Below are 20598 nucleotides of genomic sequence, written 5' to 3'. Positions count from 1 at the left end.
GACGAACTGAGAAGGCTGGCTGCTGCCGGGCAATCGGGAAGGGGGTCCCCCCTGCTCATTAAGAGCTTGGGGGAGGGCGGGAAACATCCGCCGCGAAGCGGCGGGCTTTCGGGAAGGGGCGGGGTTGGGGAATGATCGATCAAATCGCAACCCGAGATCAGCTCAGCCCGATAGCACGAGAACCGTGGAGGAACCCCATGCCGCACACCCCCGTCACCGTGGTAACCGGCGGCAGCCGCGGCATCGGCGCAGCCATCTGCACCCGCCTCGCACACGAGGGCCACCACATCGCCCTCGGTTATCACTCCGACGCCGAAGCGGCGGAGAAGGTCGCCGCCACCGTCCGCGAGGGCGGCACCCGCTGCGTCACCGTCAAGATGGACACCGCCGAAGAGGCGGACGTCGACCGCCTCTTCGAGACCGCCGCCGCGGAACTCGGCCCGGTGACCGGCCTGGTGAACAACGCCGGCGTCGGCGCCCCCGTGGGCCCCCTCGCGGAGGCCGACCCCGCCGCCATGCGCCGCGCACTCGAAGTGAACGTACTCGGCTATCTGCTCTGCGCACGGCGCGCGGTCCGCGACCTGACCCGCACCGGCGACGGCGGCGCCATCGTGAACATCTCCTCCGCCGCGGCGACCCTCGGCGCCCCGGGCGAGTACATCCACTACGCCGCCGCCAAGGGCGCCGTCGACACGATGACGGTCGGCCTCTCGAAGGAGGTCGCCGAGCACGGCATCCGCGTGAACGCGGTCGCCCCCGGCGTCATCTGGACCGAGTTCCACGCCGACCCCGAGCGCCCGGCGAAGCTCGCGGCAGGGATCCCCCTGGGCCGCTCGGGCCGGCCCGATGAGATCGCGGCGGCCGTCTCCTGGCTGCTCTCGGACGAGGCCTCGTACGCGACCGGCACGATCCTGCGCGTGGCGGGCGGAAGGTGAACCAACCGGCCCGCACTCCCGCCGCACTCCCCGAGAGGACAGCTCAGACGATTCAGACGATGTCCTCCGCGATCTCCGCCTGCTCCCGCTCCGATCCGTACGCCGACGGCGTGCTGTAGGAGCGGCGCGCCACGAACCACCACACCGTGGCGAGGATCAGCACCACGGCCAGCGCGATCGACGCGTAGTTCATGGACTTGGCCGTCACCGGTGACACCTGCGGCAGGCAGAACAGGACCGTCACGAACGCCACCCACAGCACCGCGATCCAGCCGATGGGCCTGCTCCAGCGGCCCAGGTTCCACGGGCCCGGCTGGAAGCGGTCGCCCGCGCGCAGCTTCAGGAAGATGGGGATGGCGTAGGCGGGCGTGATGCCGATGACGTTGATGGCGGTCACCGCCGTGTACGCGGTCGCCGAGTAGAGCGACGGCAGCGCGATCAGCGCGGCCAGGCCCACCGAAAGCCACACCGCGGGCACCGGAACCTGCGTGCGGGAGCTGACCTTGCGCCACACCGCGGAGCCCGGCAGCGCGTTGTCACGGCTGAACGCGAACACCATGCGGCTCGCCGCCGCCGTCTCCGCGTTGCCGCAGAACAGCTGCGCCACGATCACGATGAGCAGCAGCGCGGTCGCCCCCGACTCGCCGAGCGCGTCGATCATGATCTGCGCGGGCGGTACACCGGTCTCGCTGCGCTGCGTGCCCGCATAGTCCTGGATCGCGAAGGTCAGCCCGGCCAGCAGGATGAAACCGGCTATCCACGAGGCCCAGATGGCGCGCACGATGCCGCGGGCCGCGGACACCGAGGCGTTGGAGGTCTCCTCCGACAGATGCGCGGACGCGTCGTACCCGGAGAACGTGTACTGCGCGAGGAGCAGGCCGATCGCCGTGACGTAGAGCGGGTTGTCCCAACCGGTGTCGTTGACGAACTCGGTGAAGACGAACGACGGCGACTGGTGGTGGTCCGGCACGATCGCGAGAACGCCCACGATGACGGCGACACCGGCCACGTGCCACCACACGCTGATGGAGTTGAGCAGACTCACCAGGCGTACGTTGAACAGGTTCAGGACGGCGTGCAGCAGCAGGATGCAGAGGAAGATCAGGAAGGTCTTCTCCGGTGTCGGCGTGAAGCCGAACTTCAGGTTCAGGAACGCCCCGGAGAACAGCGCGGCGCCGTAGTCGATGCCCGCGATCGCGCCGAGCAGGCCGAGCAGATTGAGCCAGCCCGTGTACCAGCCCCAGCGGCGGCCGCCGAGCCGGTCGGCCATGTAGTAGAGGGCCCCGGACGTGGGATAGGCGCTGGTGACCTCGGCGAGCGCGAGGCCGACGCAGAGCACGAAGAGGCCGACGCCCGCCCAGCCCCACAGCATCACGGCGGGGCCGCCGGTGCCCAGGCCGAACCCGTACAGGGTCATGCAGCCGGACAGGATGGAGATGACGGAGAAGCTGATGGCGAAGTTGCCGAAGCCGCCCATCCGGCGGGCAAGGACCGGCTGGTAGCCGAGTTCTCTGAGTCTCTGTTCCTCGTCGGGCAGCGGAGCCGAGGTCGCGGATGGGCTCGACGACCAGGTGGTGCGGGACACGGATGTACCTCCGTCGGAGAGCGGGGAGCGGGGAGCAGGGACTGGGGGGGGAGCGGGTGGTGCTGCTTTCGATGGGGCCCGGCGGTGCCCGAAGGCCTCAGCCCGGATCTTGTACGGCGCTCATACAGCGGGTGCGTGCCTGGACGAACGCCTCGGCCGCCGCCTCCGCGTCACCGGGCGACCGGGTGCGGTACGTCCACGGCGCCACGGTGTAGAAGGGGTCGAGGACCGCGAACACCCGTACGGCATCCTGGAATTGGTGTGCGCCCCATAACGCGTGGGCCAGATGGTTGAGGTCGAGCAGCGAGGTCGCCGCGGGCAGCGTGTGCTCGAACCACAGGTGCAGGGCGCGCAGCGCGGACCGGGTCGCGTCGTCGCCGATCCAGTGCAGGTCGAGGGCGCGCTCACTGCCGCCGTCCTTGCGGTACCGCTCGACCCGTACGTACAGGGGAAGTACGTGGAGAGCGGACCCGGCGGGTGCCGAACCGGCCGCCCAGTGCGCGAAGTTGACCGCTTCGGTCAGCGGTCCCGAGGGTCGACGCGCGTAGGCGAACTGCAGCATGCGGTGGTAGGCCTCGCGATTGCCGGGGTCGCGCTTGTCGGCCTCGGCGAGCAGATGCCAGGGTCCGGGGAACAGCATCGGCTCCGGGGCGGGCACCCGGTGCTCGTCCCACCGCTGCCCCTTGTCGAGCTGGGCCAGGGCCAGCAGACAGATCCACGGCACGGGATCCTCCGGAGACGCGTCCGCCATGGCGCCGCACGCCGCGGCCGCCTCGCGCCACAGCTCGTTGGTGTGCCGGTGCCCGGCCCGGTGGGCGCGCAGGGTCCGCTCGACGAGCACCCTGGCGTGCAGGACGGCGGCCGCCTCGCTGAGCGGCTCCTCCTGCTGCCAGGCCCTGATCACGTCGGAACCGGCGACGGCGGCCGCCAGGATCTGCGTGCGCTGCGTCCACAGACCCCAGTCGGGCGTCGCGTCGAGCAGGTTCCGTGTCGACACCCAGCGACCGGTCTTGAGGTCCTGGAGCACGGCGCGCAACTGTTCGTCGTGGCCCGCCGGGTGATAGACGGGGCGGCCGGACTGCATGGGCATGAATCCTCTGCGGGGGAGGAGGGCGGATGGCGGACGGGCGGATGGCGGAATGGTTGATGGATTGAACTGGCTTGCGGCGCAACGGTGTTGCTCGGCGGTCAGTGTAGATCTGGATGTTCTGTTTCCATGGCGGTTCATGGATCTTTTGGGATCGAATTGTGTTCAACTCGGCGCGCCGGTTGGCAATTTGCGTCTCCTTCGGGGCGGAAGAGGGGCCCTTGACGCCCTCGTGGCCGCTGTAGCAGGCTTCCGCGGTGATCACGAATGGCAGCGCTCCGCGCGGCGAGGCCGTCCTCGCCATCGACCAGGGCACGTCCGGCACCAAGGCGCTCGTCCTCTGCCCGGAGCGCGGCGTGATCGGCTCCGGCACCGCGCCGGTGCGCCCGCGCCATCTGCCCGGCGGCCGGGTGGAGGTCGATCCGGCCGCCCTGCTCGCCTCGGTCGTCGAGGCGGGACGCCGCGCCCTGGACGAGGCGGGCGAGCCGGTCGCCGCCGTCGGGCTCGCCAACCAGGGCGAGACGGTGCTCGCCTGGGACCCCGCGTCCGGCCAGCCGCTGACGGACGCGATCGTGTGGCAGGACCGGCGCGCGGAGCCCCTGTGCATGGAACTGGCTCCGTACGCCGATGAGTTGAGGGAGCTGACGGGCCTTCCCCTCGACCCCTACTTCGCCGCACCCAAGATGGCGTGGATACGCCGTCATCTCACCCGGGACGGCGTGGTCACCACCAGCGACGCCTGGCTCGTCCACCGGCTCACCGGAGAGTTCGTCACCGACGCGGCGACGGCAGGACGCACCCAGCTGCTCGGCCTTGACGACGTCGCCTGGTCGCCGAGGGCCCTGGACGTCTTCGGGCTCGGCGGCGAGCGGCTGCCGCGCGTCGTCGACGCCGCGGGCCCGGTCGGCACCACCAAGGCCTTCGGCCCCGAACTCCCGCTGACCGGCCTGCTCGTGGACCAGCAGGCCGCGCTGCTCGCCCAGGACGTCACCGAGCCGGGCACCGCCAAGTGCACCTATGGCACCGGGGCCTTCCTGCTCGCCCAGACCGGCTCGCGCCCGCGCCGCGGCGATTCCGGCCTGGTCAGCTGTGTCGCCTGGCGGCTCGCGGGGGAGAGCAGCTACTGCCTGGACGGGCAGGTCTACACCGCCGCGTCCGCCGTCCGCTGGCTCACCGACCTCGGGGTGATCGCCGGGGCCGAGGACATCGACCCGGTGGGGTCGGCCGTGCCCGACGCGGGCGGCGTCACCTTCGTACCCGCACTCGCCGGGCTCGCGGCGCCCTGGTGGCGCGGCGATCTGCGCGGCTCGATCACCGGGCTCGGCCTCGACACGACCCCCGGTCACCTGGTCCGCGCCCTGTGTGAAGGCATCGCAGCCCAGGTCGTCTCGCTCGCCGACGCCGTGGCCGCCGACCTGGGCGAGCCCCTGACGAGCCTGCGCGTCGACGGCGGCCTGACCCGCTCGGCCCTGCTGATGCAGACCCAGGCGGATCTGCTCCAACTGCCCGTGGAGATATCGGCGTTGCCCGATGTCACCGCGCTCGGCGTGGGTGCCGTCGCGCGCCTGGGCCTGGACCCGAAGCTCGGCGTGCGCGACGTGGTGCCGCGGTGGCGGCCCGCCGCCGTGTACGAGCCGCGGATCGACGCCGGGCAGGCGGCCGAACGCCTCGCCGGCTTCCGCTCGGCGGTCGCCGCGCTCCTGGACCGCGCGCCCGCGCCGACGCCATGACCGCCACCGCCGAGGGGCCGAGATGACCCTCACCACCAAGGGCCCACTCCCGTCCGAGCCCTACGACGTGACCGTCGTCGGCGCGGGCGTGGTCGGCTCGGCCATCGCCCGCGAACTGGCCGCGCACCACCGGCTCCGCGTCGCCCTCGTGGAGGCATCCGGCGATGTCGGCGACGGCACGTCCAAGGCCAACACGGCGATCTTGCACACCGGTTTCGACGCCGTGCCGGGCTCCCTGGAAGCCCGCCTGGTGCGCGAGGGGCAGCGCCTGCTCGCCGCATACGCGGCCGATTCGGGGATCCCCGTCGAGCCGGTCGGCGCGCTGCTCGTCGCCTGGGACGAGGAACAACTGGCCGCCCTGCCCAAACTGTTGGACAAGGCGCGACGCAACGCGTACACGGCGGCCCGCATCATCGACGCCGACGAGGTGCGGGCCCGCGAACCGCACCTGGGGCCCGGCGCCCTCGGCGCGCTCGACGTCCCCGGCGAGTCCATCATCTGCCCCTGGACGACGACCCTCGCGTACGCCACCCAAGCCGTACGCGGCGGAGTGCATCTGCACCTCAACTGCCGGGTGGAGAAGGGCAATTGGGTGGAGTACCCAGCAGGCGGATGCCGTGAGCTCGCCACCTCCCGGGGTGTGCTGCGCACCCGCTACCTGATCAACGCCGCGGGACTGCACACCGACGACCTCGACCAACAGCTCCTGGGTGAGGGCAAGTTCACCGTCACCCCCCGCCGGGGGCAGCTCATCGTCTTCGACAAGCTCGCCCGCGACCTGGTCCGCCACATCCTCCTGCCCGTGCCGACAGCGCTGGGGAAGGGGGTCCTGGTGGCGCCGACCGTGTACGGAAACATTCTTCTCGGGCCCACCGCCGAGGAGTTGGACGACAAGACGGCCACGGGGACGACCGCGGACGGGATCGACACGCTGCGCGCCAAGGGGCGACGGATCCTCCCCGCGCTGCTCGACGAGGAGATCACCACGGTCTACGCCGGACTGCGGGCCGCCACCGAGCACGACGACTACCAGATCCACGCCTCTCCCGATGAGCGCTGGATCACCGTGGGCGGCATCCGCTCCACGGGCCTCACCGCGTCCATGGCGATCGCCGCGTACGTCGTGGACCTGCTCGCCGACGCGGCGGGACCCGAACTTGACCTGACGCACGCCGGTGACCTCGACCCCGTGCGCATGCCGAACCTCGGGGAGGCCTTCCCCCGCCCCTATCAGCGCGCCGACCTCATCGGGACCGACCCCGCCTACGGCAGCATTGTCTGCCACTGCGAACGCGTGACCCGCGGGGAGATCAGGGACGCCCTGATCAGCACCGTCCCGCCCGGTTCGCTCGACGGCCTGCGGCGGCGGACACGGGCGCGGGGCGGCCGGTGCCAGGGGTTCTACTGCGGGGCCGCGGTGCGCGAACTCTTCGACGGGTGGGGCGAGTCGGGGGCGGCGCGATGAGGCGGCAGCGGGCCATCGACGTACTCGTGATCGGCGGCGGACCCGCGGGACTCGCCGCGGCCGGGCGGCTCGCCATGGCCGGCGCGGGCACGGTGGAGGTCCTGGAGCGGGAGGAGCGGGCCGGCGGGGTGCCGCGCCACTGCCACCACCGGGGCTTCGGGCGGTGGGGAGTGACGGGGCCGCAGTACGCGGACCGCCTCGTCGAGGCCGCACTCGGCGCCGGGGCCGCCGTACGGACCGGGGTGTCCGCCACCGGGTGGGCGGGGGCGCTCGTGGTCGACACGACCGGGCCGCACGGCCTGGAGCGGATCACCGCCCGTGCCGTGGTCCTGGCCACCGGGGCGCGGGAGCGGCCGCGCGCCGCACGCCTGGTGCCGGGGACCCGCCCGGCGGGCGTCTACACGACGGGTGAACTGCAACAGGCGGTGCACCTCCACCACCAGCGGATCGGGACCCGCGCGGTGGTCGTCGGCGCGGAGCCGGTGAGCTACGCGGCGCTGACCGCCCTGCGGCGCGCGGGCGTCGAGGTCGCCGCGCTCGTCACCGAGGAGACGCGGCCGCAGGTGGGCCGGGCGCGGGCCGCCTCGGCCAGGCTGGGGCGCCGGGTGCCGCTCCTGACCGGCGCCACGGTCGTCGAACTCCTGGGCAGGGGACGGCTTTCGGGGGTGCGGCTGCGGCACGCCGACGGGCGGCTCGGGGCGATCGCCTGCGACACGGTGGTGTTCACCGGGGACTTCGTGCCCGAGCAGGAACTGGCGCGGCGCGGGGGAGTACCGCTGGACTCCGGGACCCGGGGGCCCGCCGTGGACGGTGCGTTCCGTACGGCGTCGCGCGGGGTGTTCGCGGTGGGCAATGTGCTGCACGCGGTGGAACCGGCGAGGGCCGCGGCGCGCGAGGGCGCGGCCGCGGCGGCCGCGGTGCGCCGCCATCTGGAGGGCGCGGACTGGCCGCCGGCCGCAGGGCTCCCCGTCGAGGCCGTCGCGCCCCTGCGGTGGGTGGCGCCGAACCGCCTGGTACCGGGTGAGCCCCCGGTTGCCGGGGCCCGCTTTCTGCTGCGTACGGCGGAGACCCTGGTCCGCCCTGTTCTGCTGGTCACCCAGGACGGGCGGTGTCTGCACCGGGCGAGGGTGCCGCGGAGGTTGCTGCCCCATGGGGCGCTGCATCTCTCGGGGGCCTGGGTCGGAATGGTCGACGCGGCGGGTGGTGCGGTGCGGATCGGGCTTGGCTGAGGGCCAAGCGCTCCGCTGGGGTCGGTACTGAATCTGCGGGCCGTATGTGGCTGGTCGCGCCCACGCGGCGGAGCCGCATATGTCACAGCCCCGCGCCCCTTCGGGGCCCGCACGCCTCTCCGTGACACGGGAAAGCGGCTCTTCCCCCAGGACCGACCCCCGACTAGACTCCAAAACTAGCAGTGCTAATTTATATCGTGAGACCACCATGTGAGATCAACCGTGACGATCCGGAGCCGTATCGTGCGCCCAGTCCACTTCGCCGCAGCCCGCCGCACCCCCATCGGCAGACTCCGCGGCGCCCTCTCCTCCGTACGCCCCGACGACCTCGCCGCCACGGTCGTACGCGGTCTCGTCGCGAGCACCCCGCAGCTCGACCCCGCCCGCATCGACGACATCTACTGGGGCGCCGCCAACCAGGCGGGCGAGGACAACCGCAACGTGGCCCGGATGGCCGCCCTCCTCGCGGGCCTCCCGGAGTCCGTGCCGGGCGCCACCGTGAACCGGCTCTGCGCCTCCGGCATGGAGGCCGTCACTGCCGCCGCCCGCACCATCGCCGCCGGCGAGGCCGATGTCGTCCTCGCGGGCGGCTCCGAGTCGATGAGCCGCGCCCCCTTCGTGCTCCCTCGCCCGGACGAGGCGCTGCCGCACAAGATGGAGACCTTCGACACCCGGCTCGGCTGGCGCCTGGTCAACCCGGCAATGAAGGAACTGCACGGGGTTCTTGCCATGGGCGAGACCGCCGAGGAAGTCGCCGAGCGCCACGGCGTATCCCGCGAGCGCCAGGACACCTTCGCGCTGCGCAGTCACCAACGCGCCACCGAGGCCCGCAAGAACGGCCGCTTCGACGACGAGATCCTCCCCGTCACGCTGCCCGACGGCACCGTCGTCGACCTCGACGAATGCGTCCGTGAGGACACCTCGTACGAGAAGCTGAGCGGCCTGCGCCCGGTCTTCCGCAAGGGCGGCACCGTCACCGCGGGCAACGCGTCCCCGATGAACGACGGCGCGGCCGGCCTCCTCCTCGTCAGCGAGGAGGCCCTGAACGACCTCGGGCTCGAATCCCTCGGAAGGTATGTCGCCGGTGCCTCCGCCGGTGTCCATCCGGACGTCATGGGCATCGGCCCCGTCCCCGCCACCCAGAAGGCGCTCGCCCGCGTCGGCTGGTCCATCGGGGACGTCCAGGAGGCCGAGTTCAACGAGGCGTTCGCGGCCCAGGCCCTCGCCTGCGTCGACGCCCTCGGCATCGACCCGGACCTGGTCAACCCGACCGGCGGCGCCATCGCGCTCGGCCACCCCCTCGGCTGCTCCGGCGCCCGCATCCTGACCACGCTCCTCCATCGCATGCGCCGCACCGGCGCAGGGCGCGGCCTGGCCACGATGTGCGTCGGCGTGGGTCAGGGCAGCGCGCTGCTCGTCGAGCGCGGCTGAACCCGCGCCGAAACCGGACCGCCACCGCGTCACCCTGCCAAGACCGCAAGACCGCAAGACCGCAAGACCGCAAGACCGCAAGACCGCAAGACCGCAAGACCGCAGGACCGCAAGACCCAAGGCCGCACGGAAACGGAGCACCACCCATGGCCACGTTGTCCCTCGCCTCGATCCTCGCCGAGCCCGCCCGCCGCAGGCCGGACCACACCGCCCTCGTCGAGGGCGAACTCCGGCTCTCCTTCGGCGAGTTGTGGAGTCAGGCCCGAGCGCAGGCCGCGGCGCTCGTGGGCCTCGGGGTCGAGCCGGGGGACCGCGTCGCCCTGATGGCGCCCAACACCGCCGCGTTCCCGCGCGCCTATTACGCGATCCTCGCCGCGGGCGGCGTCGTCGTCCCCGTACACCTCCTGCTCTCCACCGAGGAGGTCGAGCACGTCCTGCGGGACAGCGGCGCGACCCTGCTCCTGTGCCACCCCGCGCAGGCCGAGACCGGCAAGGCCGCGGCCGCCGCCACCGGCGTACGCATGCTCACCCTCGGCGCGGACGGCGAGCTGGACGCCCTGGCGCGCGAGACCGAGCCCCTGCCGACGTACCTCACCCGGGAGGCCGACGACCCGGCCGTCGTCTTCTACACCAGCGGCACCACGGGCGTCCCCAAGGGCGCCGTGCTCACCCACTTCAACCTGGTGATGAACGCGACGGTCTGCGCCTTCGACGCCCACGACGTGCACCGCGACGACATCGCGCTCGGCGCGCTCCCGCTCTTCCACGCCTTCGGCCAGACCGTCTCCATGAACGCCACCTGGCGCGCGGGCGCCACCCTCGTCCTGCTGCCGCGCTTCGACGCGGCGCGGGCCATCGAGCTGATGGCGACGGAGGGCGTCAACACCTTCCACGGGGTGCCGACGATGTACGTGAACCTCGTGGCGGCCGCGGCCGCGGCCGCCGAACTGCCCGCGCTGCGGCAGTGCGTGTCCGGCGGCGCCTCGCTCCCCGTCGCCGTACTCGAACGCTTCGAGGAGACCTTCGGCGTCCAGATCTACGAGGGCTACGGCCTCTCCGAGACCTCGCCCACCGCCTCCGTGAATCAGCCCGTCTTCGGCACCAGGGCCGGCACCATCGGCCACCCGGTGTGGGGCGTCGACGTGGAGATCGCCCGCGCCGAGGTCGAGGGGCGCATCGAGCTGCTCCCGGCGGGGGAGCTCGGCGAGGTCGTCGTCCGCGGCCACAACGTCTTCTCCGGCTACCTGGGGCGTCCGGAGGCGACCGAGGAGGCCGTCGTCGACGGCTGGTTCCGCACCGGCGACCTCGGCACCAAGGACGCCGACGGGTTCCTGGCGATCGTCGACCGCAAGAAGGACGTCATCATCCGCGGCGGCTTCAACGTCTACCCGCGCGAGGTCGAAGAGGTCCTGATGCGGCACCCGGACGTCGCGCACGCCGCGGTGATCGGCCTGCCCGACGACGTGCACGGCGAGGAGATCTGCGCCGTCGTCGTAGCGCGGCCCGGCTCGGACCCCGACGGTGCGGGCATCACCGCCTGGTCCAAGGAACACCTGGGCCGGCACAAGTACCCGCGCCGCGTGGAGTTCACCGACGCGCTGCCGCTCGGCCCCAGCATGAAGATCCTCAAGCGGGAGCTGCGGGCCACCTACAGCAGGGCCTAGGCCGTGTCGTCCCCGGACGATAGATGGGTCTAGCATCTGTTCCTGGCATGGACATATCGCTTTGGGAATTCGCCGCGCTCGCCGCGGCCGCACTGCTGGTCGGCTTCTCGAAGACCGCCGTCAGCGGGGCCAACACGGTAAGCCTCGCCGTCTTCGCCGCGGTCCTCCCGGCCCGCGAGTCGACCGGTGTGCTCCTTCCGATCCTCATCGCGGGCGACGTGCTCGCCGTCCTCACCTATCGCCGGCACGCCCACTGGCCCACTCTGTGGCGGCTGTTCCCGGCCGTCGCGGCCGGTGTGGTCGTGGGCACCGTCTTCCTGATGTGGGCCGACGACACCGGAGTGCGTACGTCGATCGGGGCGATCCTGCTCCTGATGGCCGCGGTCACGCTGTGGCGCCGCCGGGCCGCCACGGCGGACGAGGAGGAGCCCGGCCGCGGCTCCCGCCTCAAGGCTCCTTCGTACGGCGTGCTCGGCGGATTCACCACGATGGTCGCCAACGCGGGCGGCCCGGTCCTGTCGATGTACCTCCTCTCCGCGGGCTTCCGGAAGCTGAGCTTCCTGGGCACGTCGGCGTGGTTCTTCCTGATCGTCAACACCTCCAAGGTGCCGTTCAGCGTGGGCCTCGGCCTGATCGACGCGCACTCGCTGCTCCTTGACGCCGCGCTCGTGCTCTTCGTCCTGCCGGGCGCCTACATCGGCAAGGTCGCAGTGCACCGCATCAACCAGCGACTCTTCGAGCAACTGGTCATCGGCGCGACCGTGCTCGGCGGACTCCAACTGCTGCTCCGCTGACGCGTCTTCGTGCCGACTCGTCCACGGGCTGACGCGTCTTCGGGCCGACTCGTCCACGGGCCGACGCGCCCACGTGCTGCCGCATCCACGGGCCGACGCGTCCAAGGGCCGCCTCGTTCACGCGCTGCCTCGTCCACGGGCCGACGCGCCCACGTGCTGCCGCATCCACGGGCCGACGCGCCCACGCGCTGCCTCGCCCACGCGCTGCCTCGCCCACGCGCCGCCCCGCCCGCCCACGCGCCGCCTCGCCGACGAGGTGCTGGCGGCGCGACGTAGCCTCGGGGCCATGCATGTGCTCGTCCTCGGCGGAACCGCCGAAGCCCGCGCGCTCGCCGCGCGCCTCGCCACCCGGCCCGATGTCCGCGTGACCACCTCGCTCGCGGGGCGCGTCGCCCGCCCCGCCGCGCTCGAAGGTGACGTACGCGTCGGCGGGTTCGGTGGCGTGGACGGCCTCGCTGCCTGGCTGCGCGAGCACCGCGTGGACGCCGTCGTGGACGCCACGCATCCCTTCGCCGCCACGATCAGCGAGCACGCGGTGCGGGCCGCGGCGGCCACCGGCGTCCCGGCGGTCCTGCTGCGCAGGCCCGGCTGGCGGCCCGCCCCGGGCGACCACTGGCACGACGCCGGTTCGCTCGCCGAGGCCGCGGCCCTGCTGCCCTCGCTCGGCCGCCGGGTCTTCCTGACCACGGGGCGCCTGGGCCTCGCCGCCTTCGCGGAGCCGTCCCTGGCCGAACTCCACTTCCTCGTACGTTCCGTGGAGCCGCCCGAGCCGCCGCTGCCGCACCACACCGAGATCCTGCTCGACCGGGGCCCCTACACCGTCGAGGGCGAGACGGCACTGCTGCGCGAGCACCGCATCGACGTCCTGGTGACCAAGGACAGCGGCGGCGCCGCCACGGCCGCCAAACTCACCGCGGCCCGCACGCTGTCCGTACCCGTACTGATCGTCCGCCGCCCGCCGGCACCGGAGGGCGCGCGCGAGCTGCCCGATGTGGCGGGCGTCCTCTCACACCTCAGCCTCGACTGATCGCGCCTCGGCCGTGGCTGATCACACCTCGGCGCCGCGGCTGATCACACCTCGCCCTTGACTGCTCACACCGCGGCCTTGGCCGACCCGAGCGGCCGCTGATTCTCGGGCGAGAGACCGTGCTCCAAGTCCTCCACCAAAAGACGCTTGGCGATCGCGTCCACCGCCCTGATGAGATCCGCGTCGGCGGGACGCCCGCTGTCCTTCTCCACCTGCTCGCCCAGCCACGTCGCCCACGCCTTGCCGATCACATCGGCCTCGCGTTCGCCCGCCCGGGTGTGCGAGAAGAGCATGCCGGAGCGGGTGAGGAAGCCCTCCTCGACCATGCGGTCGAAGACCGGCACCAGGACCTCGGGCGGCACCCGACGCCGAGCCGCGATCAGACTGAGGTTCGCGTGGCCCACCATCCGGTCGAAGAGCGTCACCTGCATCACGGCCCACGCGCCCGCCATGTCGAGCCGGGTGTCGGAGTCCCCGATGACGCGGCGCGCGGTGTCCATGCCGGTCTTGCGAATGATGTTCCCGACGGCCAGTTCGAGGACCTGGTCCGGGGAGCCGCTCGTCGTCGGCGACGCGAAGCCCTCGCCCATGTCCGCCGAACTCATCCGCGCGCTGTCCCGCAGCTGCACCTGCTTGAGGAACAGGGCCACCACGAACCCGATGAGCGCCACCGGCACCGTCCACAGGAAGACGGTGTGCAGCGTGTCGGCGTACGCCTCGATGATGGGCGCGGCCGCGTCCGGCGGCAGATCGTGCAGCCCCTGCGGGCTCTGTGCCGCCTTGGCCACCACGGCGGGGTCCGCGGCGCCCGTGCCGGCCGCGGCGGCGACCCCGTCCTTGAGGTTGGGCTCAAGGGTGTTGGCGTAAATGGTCCCGAACACCGCCGTCCCGAACGAACTGCCCAACGTACGGAAGAAGGTCACCCCCGACGTGGCGGTGCCCAGATCCGCGTACGCGACCGTGTTCTGCACGGCGATCGTCAGAACCTGCATGCACAGACCGATGCCGGTGCCGAGGACGAACATGTACACCGATTCGAGCCACGTACTGGTCTCGCGTCCCATCAGCGAGAGCAGATACAGCCCGAGCGCCATCACCAGCGCACCCACGATCGGGAAGACGCGATACTTCCCGGTCTTGCTCACCACATTGCCGCTGAAGACCGACGCGATGAGCAGCCCGATCACCATGGGCAGCGTCCGCACGCCCGAAACAGTGGCCGAGTCCCCGTCCACGTACTGCAGATAGGTCGGCAGGAACGTCATCGCGCCGAGCATCGCGAAGCCCACGATGAAGCTGAGGATCGAGCAGACCGTGAAGACGGGGTTGGCGAACAGCCGCATCGGCAGCATCGGTTCGGCCGCCCGCGTCTCGACGACACAGAACAGCGCGAGCGCGACGGCACCGCCCACGAACAAGGCGATGATGGTGCCGGAGCCCCACGCGTACTGGTTACCGCCCCAACTCGTCGCCAGAATCAGCGCACTGGCCCCGATCGCGACGAACGCGATGCCGAGATAGTCGATGACGGGCCGCACCGCCGACTTCACGACGGGGATCGTGCGGGCCGCCGCGATCACCACGACGATCGCGATGGGTACGTTGACGTAGAAGGCCCAGCGCCAGGTCAGATGGTCGGTGAAAAGACCGCCGAGCAGCGGCCCGATGACGGTGGCCACCCCGAAGACAGCACCGATGGCACCCTGGTACTTCCCGCGCTCACGCAGCGGAATGACATCGGCGATCAACGCCATCGACGTCACCATCAGACCGCCGGCGCCGATGCCCTGCAGTGCACGCCAGGCGATGAGCAGCGTCATGTTCGTCGAAAGCCCGCACAGGAACGAGCCGGTGATGAAGACGATCGCCGAGATCTGAAAGACGACCTTCCGCCCGAAGAGATCGCCGAACTTCCCGACGAGCACCGTGGCGACGGTCTCCGCGAGCAGATACGACGTCACCACCCACGACATGTGCTCGGCGCCGCCCAGATCCGACACGATGGTGGGCAGCGCGGTGCCCACGATGGTCTGGTCGAGCGCGGCGAGCAGCATCCCCAGCATGATCGTCACGAAGACGACATTGCGACGGCGCTTGTCCAGGACGGGCGGCCCCTGCGCCGGGGCCCCGGCGGCCGGCTGGGCGGTGGTGGTCACACGGCCACCCTCACACCGCCCTTGGGCAGGTGCATGCCGGACCGGGCCGGTCCGGTGACGCCGGACCCCGGAAAGCTCAGTCCAGGTTGCGCCGCAGCAGATACGTGTCCATGATCCACCCCTTGCGCTCACGGGCCTCGGCCCGGAGGGCCTCGATGCGGGGCGCGGCCTCGTCGAGGGGCCCGGAGACGAGGATCTCGTCGGCGGTCCCGATGTAGGCCCCCCAGTAGATGTACATGTCGCCGCCATCGCCATCAGGCCGCCCGGCGTACTGCCGGAAGGCCTGATGGGCGTCGAGCATCACCACGACGTCGTCGACCCCCTCGGGAAATCCACCGTCGGCGAGGCGGCGCCCCGTGGTGATCTGCACCGGCCGCGCGACGCGATTGAGTCCCGTGCGGTGCCGGGCGGCGAGCGATGAGACGCTGCTGATGCCCGGCACGACGTCGTACGTGAAGGTCACCTCGCCCCGGCCGAGCACCTCCTCCAGGATCCCGAGGGTGCTGTCGTAGAGCGCGGGATCACCCCACACCAGGAAGGCCCCGCTCTCGCCCTCGCTCATCTCATCGGCGATGAGCCGCTCATAAATGTCCGCGCGGGCGCTGCGCCAGTCCCCGACGGCGGGGGAGTAGTCGGCGCCGCCCGCCTTCCGGTCCCGCGCCGGGTCCCGCGCCTCGACCACGCGGTACGCGCCGTCGGCACGGTGCTCGTCGAGCAGCCCACGCCGCAACTGCACGAGGTCGTCCTTCTCCCCGCCCTTGTCCAGGATGAAGAACACGTCGCTGCTCTTGAGGGCCTTGACGGCCTGCAGGGTCAACTGGTCCGGGTCGCCCGCGCCGATGCCGATGACATGAATCTTTCGCACGCGGAGAGTCTGCCGCACGGGGTGCGGCGGGGGGTCTGCGGGGTGTGGAGCGGTGGGATGCGACGGGCGTCCTGCGAGGTTCGAGCCGTGGCCTACGTGCTGCTCTCCCCGCCCGGGGCCGCGTCCCCCCGCAGCCGCGGCGCGCACGAGGCCGCGTCCACGGGGGAGCCGCCCTTCTCCACCCGCTCGGCCAACTCCCGCGCCCAGCCGAGCAGTCCGTCCACCGCGATCCCGTAGGGCCGCTCCTCACGCCGCCCCGCGTCCACCGCGGCCGCGCCGCGCAGCAGCAGCCGTGCACCGCCCGTGGCGTTGCCGCGCGCCGCGTGCGTGAGACCAACGGCCAGCTGCGCAAGCCCCTTCCACAGGTCACGCTCGTCATCGGGCCCCGATTTCCAGGCGTCCTCGAAGACCTCGTGTGCGTGAAAGGGCCGCCCGGCGTCCAGCAGGGCCTGGGCCTGCGCGATCGTCTCGTCGGGCGTACGCGTGACCCCCTCGGGCTGCCGCTCCACGCCTTCGGCGCCGTACGGCAACGGCCGCCCGAGCCCGTCACGCGGCCGCGCATTGCGGGCCCGCCCCTCGGCGTCGCGGTCACGGCCAGGTTCATCGGATCGAGGTGCGGAACTCATACGCCGATTGTCCCTCCCCGCACCCCACGACGAGGGAGCGGACCACCCCCGAACGTGGGGTAAAGTTCTGTCTGCGCGATCACGCAGAACACCGCGGGACACGCGCACCGGGACGTGGCGCAGCTTGGTAGCGCACTTGACTGGGGGTCAAGGGGTCGCAGGTTCAAATCCTGTCGTCCCGACAGTGATGTCGGATATTTGCACAGCTCAGGGCTCATCTTCGGATGGGCCCTGAGGCGTTTTCGGGGCAGGGAGCTCATCGGTGGTCCGTTCGCGAGGCCGGTCATGGCGGTTGCGGCGAGCGCCCGCGAACTGCGATGTGCAAGGCGGTTGAGCATGGCCGTAAACGATGCATGGCGTGTGAAGCCACGGAACTCGGGGCGTTTTCGGGGAGTTGCAGGTACATGCTGATGATGGTGAACCTGCTGATCATGATGGTCTTGGTGATGGGGCCATTCTTGCTCGGAGTGGCACGGTACGTGGTGGTGCGGACCGGGCGCCCCGCGTGGCTGCGCCGCATTCTGATCGGCCGCGCGAAGCGCACCGGAGTCGGCGTGGGTGCCATTGCAACCGATGAACTGCATGCCTTTCTGAATGCCAACAAGCGTGTGGAGCTGGAGCATCGGACGGAGGAGCAGGTCCTCCGGGACGACACTCTGGACGGCGCCCCGCCCCGAATGGGGGTCGATCTCGACGCGGGCACCGCGGTAATTCACAGCAAGAAGCTCCCTGAAAATAAAGAATTGAACGATTGACCATAAGATTTCGGCCGATGCGCGGGGCTCGAGGCCCGTTCCGCTCAATGCCCCGGGTTCATGCCACAAGAGCTACACCGTCCAGGGCGTGCGGAAACTGCTGATGCGCCATGGCTTCTCCTGTCAGATCCCGGCCAGGCGGGCCGTCGAGCGGGACGATGAGGCGATTGCCAGCTGGGTGAAGGAGACCTGCCGCCGATCGCCCGCACCTGGGCCCGCCGCAGTCACACCCCCGCCATGACGTCGGCCGGCACGACGGCCGCAAGAGTTTCGCCTGGACCGATTACCGCGACCTGCTGAAGGTCGCTCACACCCGGCTCGGTGGGCCGATCGTGCTCGTCTGGGACAAGCCGAACGTCCATCTGGACCCCAACCCGCTCGAGGGCATCTGGTCGCTGCTGCGGCGCGGCTGGCTCAGCAACGTCGCCTTCACCACTCCCGAGCACCTCATCCAGACCGTCCGCCGGGGCCTGCGCACGATCCGATACCGCAGCGACCTCATCGAAGGATGCCTCGCCGGAACCGGCCTCTCCCGCACCGAGACGACACCACGAGTATGAAGGTCAGTAATCGATGTCCGCGGCCACCCGCGCGAGCCAAGGCGGATTTCCGATGTCGTTGTGATGACAGTCGACGAGATGATCCCTGACCTCTCCGGTGACGAACGGCCGCCACGCCTCAGCGGCCGTGGGGGCGCCATCGGCCCGGCCCTGTGCCGCGGTGAAGAACTCCACGTCACCGGCGAAGACGCCCGCCGTGGGCGATGCCCGGTCGGCGACGAGATGGGCGTGGATGGCCCGGAACAAGCTCTCGAGCCGGCCCTCGTCCACACCCGCCACCGGGTGGTTCGCCTCGCGCAGCACCTGCCGCAGCAGGCCGAAGTCCCCAGGGCTGCCCGCCATCGGTGACGGGTCGACGCCGATCGCCCGCAGGAGGACATCCACCATCTCGTGGTCGTCGACGTCGAACGTCCTCCCCGGCTCCATCGGCCAGGCGTCAAGCAGGACGAGACGGGTCACCCGCTCGCCGGCCTCCTGCAGCCGAACGGCCATGCGGTGCGCGATACGGCCGCCCAAGGACCAGCCGAGCAGTTGATACGGGCCGGTGGGCTGAACGGACCGCAGGTGCTCCACATAGTCACGGGCGATCTCGTCGAGGGAACCAGGAGTGTGGCCGGGTTCGTTGATGCCGCGCGCCTGCAGGCCGTACACCGGCTGGTCCTTGTCCAACGGCTCCAGAAGACCCGCGTACGTCCAGGCGAGGCCGCTGGCCGGGTGCACACAGAACAAGGGGCGACGGCTGCCGCCCGGGCGCAGCGGGAGCAGGACGCCGAGTGCGGCTCCTGGGTCGTCCACGCCTAGGCGGCTCGCCAGGCCGATGACGGTCGGCGCCTCGAAGAGCGTTCTGATCTCCAGTTCGACGCCGAGGGTCGCCCGGACGCGGCTGATGAGGCGGGTGGCGAGCAGGGAGTGGCCGCCGAGGTCGAAGAAGGAGTCGTCGATGCCGACCCGGTCCAGGCCCAGGAGCTCGGCGAAGAGCCCGCAGAGGACCTCTTCATGTGCCGTCCGCGGTCCGCGTGAGGACGCCATCGCGGTGAAGTCGGGGGCGGGTAGGGCCCTGCGGTCGAGCTTCCCGTTGGGGGTGAGGGGCATGGCGTCGAGGACGAGCACGGCTTCGGGGACCATGTAGTCCGGCAGTAGCGCGGACACGAGGCGGCGCAGTTCGGCGCCTTCGATGCTGCCGTTCTCGGTGGCGTCAGGGGCCGGGGTCACATAGCCCACCAACTGTGGTCGGCCGGGCTGGTCCTCGCGGGCGACCACTGCGGCCTGGGCGACGGATTCATGCCGGGCGAGAGCGGCTTCGATCTCGCCTGGCTCGACCCGGATGCCGCGGATCTTCACCTGGTTGTCCGCGCGCCCGATGAACTCGAGGCGGCCGTCGGCCCGCCACCTGACGAGGTCGCCGGTCCGGTACATGCGCGTGCCGGGTTCGCCGAACGGGGAGGCCACGAACCGTTCCGCTGTCATATCCGGCCGGTTGAAGTAGCCGCGGGCCAGACCGGCCCCGGCGATGTAGAGCTCGCCCGGCACCCCCGCCGGAACCGGTGAAAGGGACGCGTCGAGCACATAGCAACGCGCGTTGTCGACCGGGCCGCCGACCGGGATGCCGTCCGCGCCGCGGACCTCCCCGTCGACACGCTGGAACGTCGAGGTCATCGTCGCCTCGGTCGGCCCGTACTGGTTGACCAGGCGCCAGGACGTGTTCAGCTTCGCGGCGTTCTTCACATGCGCCCACGTCAGCGGTTCACCACTGACCAGCCCGATACGCAACTCCCCGTCCAACGTGCCGAAGTCGGTGTCCGCCGACTCCGACAGCGCGTTCACCATGGACGGCACCAGGGAGAGCGCGGCCGTCACCCGCTGCTCCTGAATGACCTGGAGCAGGGCACCGGGATCCTTCGCCTTGTGCGGCGGGACGACCACGACCCTGCCACCGACGGTCAGCGGCCCGAAGATGTCCCGGACCGAGGCGTCGAAGGACATGGACGCGAGGTTCAGGACCACGTCGTTGGCGTCGAGCCGGGCCTCGTCGGCCAGATAGCCCAGGTAGTTGACCACCCCGCGATGCACGGTCATGACGCCTTTGGGGGTGCCGGTGGAGCCGGAGGTGTAGATGACGTATGCCGGGTGGGTGGGGAGGAGGGGGCTGGTGCGTTCGGTGTCGGTGATGTTGTTGGTGCTGTGTGCGGCGAGGGTGTCGCGGACGGTGGTGTCGTCGAGCAGGATGTGTGCGGGGTCTGGGGGCAGGGTGGCTGCGATGTCTCTGGTGGTGATGGTGCAGGCGGGTGTTGCGTCGGTGAGCATGTGGCGGATGCGGTCGGTGGGGTAGTCCGGGTCGATGGGGACATATGCCGCACCCGACTTCAGGACGGCGAGGATGGCGATGACCATCTCCGCGGACCGGGGGATGGCGAGAGCGATGCGCTGTTCCGGGCCCGCGCCACGGGCGACGAGCGAACGCGCCAACTGGTTGGCCCGCTCGTTCAGTTCGCGATAGGTGAGCTCAAGTCCTTCGAAAACCAACGCGGTTGTGTCCGGTGTCCGGGACGCCTGCTGCTCGAACAGGCCGGGAAGCGTCGCGTTCGGTATCGGCTTATCTGTGTTGTTCCAGTGTGTGGTGAGTTGGTGTTGTTCGGTGGGGGTGAGGATGTTGATGGTGTTGATGGGTTGGTTTGGGTGGGTGGTGGCG

The 20598-nt window shown here is 71.1% G+C and carries 16 protein-coding genes, 1 tRNA gene and 1 pseudogene; 12 read left to right on the top strand and 6 right to left on the bottom strand.

Annotated features, from left to right (window positions below; genetic code table 11):
• Window positions 1-197 precede the first annotated feature (197 nt).
• Complete coding sequence (locus AB0G47_RS26310) at window positions 198-935, top strand: SDR family oxidoreductase (RefSeq protein WP_360774580.1); 738 nt, start codon at window positions 198-200, stop codon at window positions 933-935.
• Window positions 936-987: 52 nt separating this feature from the next.
• Here AB0G47_RS26310 and AB0G47_RS26305 read toward each other — a convergent pair whose 3' ends face one another.
• Together AB0G47_RS26305 and AB0G47_RS26300 are read right to left on the bottom strand one after the other, a co-directional pair.
• A complete protein-coding gene (locus AB0G47_RS26305; RefSeq protein ID WP_360774578.1) occupies window positions 988-2520 on the bottom strand; it encodes an amino acid permease in 1533 nt (510 codons plus the stop codon).
• A gap of 97 nt (window positions 2521-2617) precedes the next feature.
• On the bottom strand, window positions 2618-3610 hold the full coding sequence (locus AB0G47_RS26300; protein ID WP_360774575.1) for a hypothetical protein: 993 nt from the start codon (window positions 3608-3610) through the stop codon (window positions 2618-2620).
• A 254-nt stretch (window positions 3611-3864) separates the two neighbouring features.
• Here AB0G47_RS26300 and AB0G47_RS26295 point away from each other — a divergent pair, with 254 nt between their 5' ends.
• The 7 genes from AB0G47_RS26295 (at window position 3865) to AB0G47_RS26265 (ending at window position 12947) form a co-directional block, all read left to right on the top strand.
• Window positions 3865-5337 (top strand): FGGY family carbohydrate kinase, encoded by a 1473-nt coding sequence (locus AB0G47_RS26295; protein ID WP_360774573.1) that lies wholly within the window; start codon window positions 3865-3867, stop codon window positions 5335-5337.
• A 22-nt stretch (window positions 5338-5359) separates the two neighbouring features.
• Entirely contained in the window at window positions 5360-6802 is a 1443-nt protein-coding gene (locus AB0G47_RS26290) for an FAD-dependent oxidoreductase (RefSeq protein ID WP_360774570.1), read from the top strand.
• Window positions 6799-8031, top strand: a complete 1233-nt coding sequence (locus AB0G47_RS26285) for an FAD-dependent oxidoreductase (protein WP_360774568.1) — start codon at window positions 6799-6801, stop codon at window positions 8029-8031. Before AB0G47_RS26290 ends, AB0G47_RS26285 begins: the two co-directional genes overlap by 4 nt.
• Window positions 8032-8274: 243 nt before the next feature.
• The gene (locus AB0G47_RS26280; RefSeq protein ID WP_360774565.1) at window positions 8275-9462 is read left to right on the top strand and encodes an acetyl-CoA C-acyltransferase; all 1188 of its coding nucleotides are present in this window, start codon (window positions 8275-8277) and stop codon (window positions 9460-9462) included.
• 146 nt (window positions 9463-9608) lie between these two features.
• Window positions 9609-11126 (top strand): long-chain fatty acid--CoA ligase, encoded by a 1518-nt coding sequence (locus AB0G47_RS26275; RefSeq protein ID WP_360774562.1) that lies wholly within the window; start codon window positions 9609-9611, stop codon window positions 11124-11126.
• 47 nt (window positions 11127-11173) lie between these two features.
• Complete coding sequence (locus AB0G47_RS26270; RefSeq protein WP_360774559.1) at window positions 11174-11920, top strand: sulfite exporter TauE/SafE family protein; 747 nt, start codon at window positions 11174-11176, stop codon at window positions 11918-11920.
• Between the two features lie 286 nt (window positions 11921-12206).
• Window positions 12207-12947, top strand: a complete 741-nt coding sequence (locus AB0G47_RS26265; RefSeq protein WP_360774556.1) for a cobalt-precorrin-6A reductase — start codon at window positions 12207-12209, stop codon at window positions 12945-12947.
• 65 nt (window positions 12948-13012) lie between these two features.
• Here AB0G47_RS26265 and AB0G47_RS26260 read toward each other — a convergent pair whose 3' ends face one another.
• From AB0G47_RS26260 to AB0G47_RS26250, 3 genes are all read right to left on the bottom strand, one after another.
• Window positions 13013-15103, bottom strand: a complete 2091-nt coding sequence (locus AB0G47_RS26260) for an MDR family MFS transporter (RefSeq protein ID WP_360774553.1) — start codon at window positions 15101-15103, stop codon at window positions 13013-13015.
• A gap of 76 nt (window positions 15104-15179) precedes the next feature.
• Window positions 15180-15968 (bottom strand): precorrin-6A synthase (deacetylating), encoded by a 789-nt coding sequence (gene cobF / locus AB0G47_RS26255; RefSeq protein ID WP_360774550.1) that lies wholly within the window; start codon window positions 15966-15968, stop codon window positions 15180-15182.
• A gap of 92 nt (window positions 15969-16060) precedes the next feature.
• Window positions 16061-16594 (bottom strand): DUF309 domain-containing protein, encoded by a 534-nt coding sequence (locus AB0G47_RS26250; RefSeq protein WP_360774548.1) that lies wholly within the window; start codon window positions 16592-16594, stop codon window positions 16061-16063.
• Between the two features lie 108 nt (window positions 16595-16702).
• On the opposite strand from AB0G47_RS26250, the gene AB0G47_RS26245 reads away from it, so the two are divergent.
• The 4 genes and pseudogenes from AB0G47_RS26245 to AB0G47_RS26230 form a co-directional block, all read left to right on the top strand.
• Window positions 16703-16776: transfer RNA gene (locus AB0G47_RS26245), tRNA-Pro, on the top strand.
• Window positions 16777-16998: 222 nt separating this feature from the next.
• Window positions 16999-17349: a DUF6191 domain-containing protein gene (locus AB0G47_RS26240; protein ID WP_360774545.1), complete on the top strand. Its 351-nt coding sequence runs from the start codon at window positions 16999-17001 to the stop codon at window positions 17347-17349.
• Window positions 17345-17590: a winged helix-turn-helix domain-containing protein gene (locus tag AB0G47_RS26235; protein WP_360775116.1), complete on the top strand. Its 246-nt coding sequence runs from the start codon at window positions 17345-17347 to the stop codon at window positions 17588-17590. Before AB0G47_RS26240 ends, AB0G47_RS26235 begins: the two co-directional genes overlap by 5 nt.
• Window positions 17580-17909, top strand: a pseudogene (locus AB0G47_RS26230) (IS630 family transposase); the annotation flags it as partial. The gene AB0G47_RS26235 and the pseudogene AB0G47_RS26230, both read left to right, overlap by 11 nt.
• A gap of 3 nt (window positions 17910-17912) precedes the next feature.
• Here AB0G47_RS26230 and AB0G47_RS26225 read toward each other — a convergent pair.
• The coding region (locus AB0G47_RS26225; protein ID WP_360774542.1) for an amino acid adenylation domain-containing protein at window positions 17913-20598 on the bottom strand (2686 nt) is incomplete at its 5' end.

This window comes from Streptomyces sp. NPDC021622 (assembly GCF_040640795.1).
Lineage (GTDB): Bacteria > Actinomycetota > Actinomycetes > Streptomycetales > Streptomycetaceae > Streptomyces.
This window is presented reverse-complemented; position numbering and strand designations above follow the sequence as displayed.

What these genes read in the sequence shown, in the direction of transcription:
- AB0G47_RS26310 (WP_360774580.1), top strand. Translation starts at nt 198, where the DNA reads ATGCCGCACACCCCCGTCACCGTGGTAACCGGCGGCAGCCGCGGCATC.
- AB0G47_RS26300 (WP_360774575.1), bottom strand. Translation starts at nt 3,610, where the DNA reads ATGCCCATGCAGTCCGGCCGCCCCGTCTATCACCCGGCGGGCCACGAC.
- AB0G47_RS26290 (WP_360774570.1), top strand. Translation starts at nt 5,360, where the DNA reads ATGACCCTCACCACCAAGGGCCCACTCCCGTCCGAGCCCTACGACGTG.
- AB0G47_RS26285 (WP_360774568.1), top strand. Translation starts at nt 6,799, where the DNA reads ATGAGGCGGCAGCGGGCCATCGACGTACTCGTGATCGGCGGCGGACCC.
- AB0G47_RS26275 (WP_360774562.1), top strand. Translation starts at nt 9,609, where the DNA reads ATGGCCACGTTGTCCCTCGCCTCGATCCTCGCCGAGCCCGCCCGCCGC.
- AB0G47_RS26270 (WP_360774559.1), top strand. Translation starts at nt 11,174, where the DNA reads ATGGACATATCGCTTTGGGAATTCGCCGCGCTCGCCGCGGCCGCACTG.
- AB0G47_RS26265 (WP_360774556.1), top strand. Translation starts at nt 12,207, where the DNA reads ATGCATGTGCTCGTCCTCGGCGGAACCGCCGAAGCCCGCGCGCTCGCC.
- AB0G47_RS26250 (WP_360774548.1), bottom strand. Translation starts at nt 16,594, where the DNA reads ATGAGTTCCGCACCTCGATCCGATGAACCTGGCCGTGACCGCGACGCC.
- AB0G47_RS26240 (WP_360774545.1), top strand. Translation starts at nt 16,999, where the DNA reads ATGCTGATGATGGTGAACCTGCTGATCATGATGGTCTTGGTGATGGGG.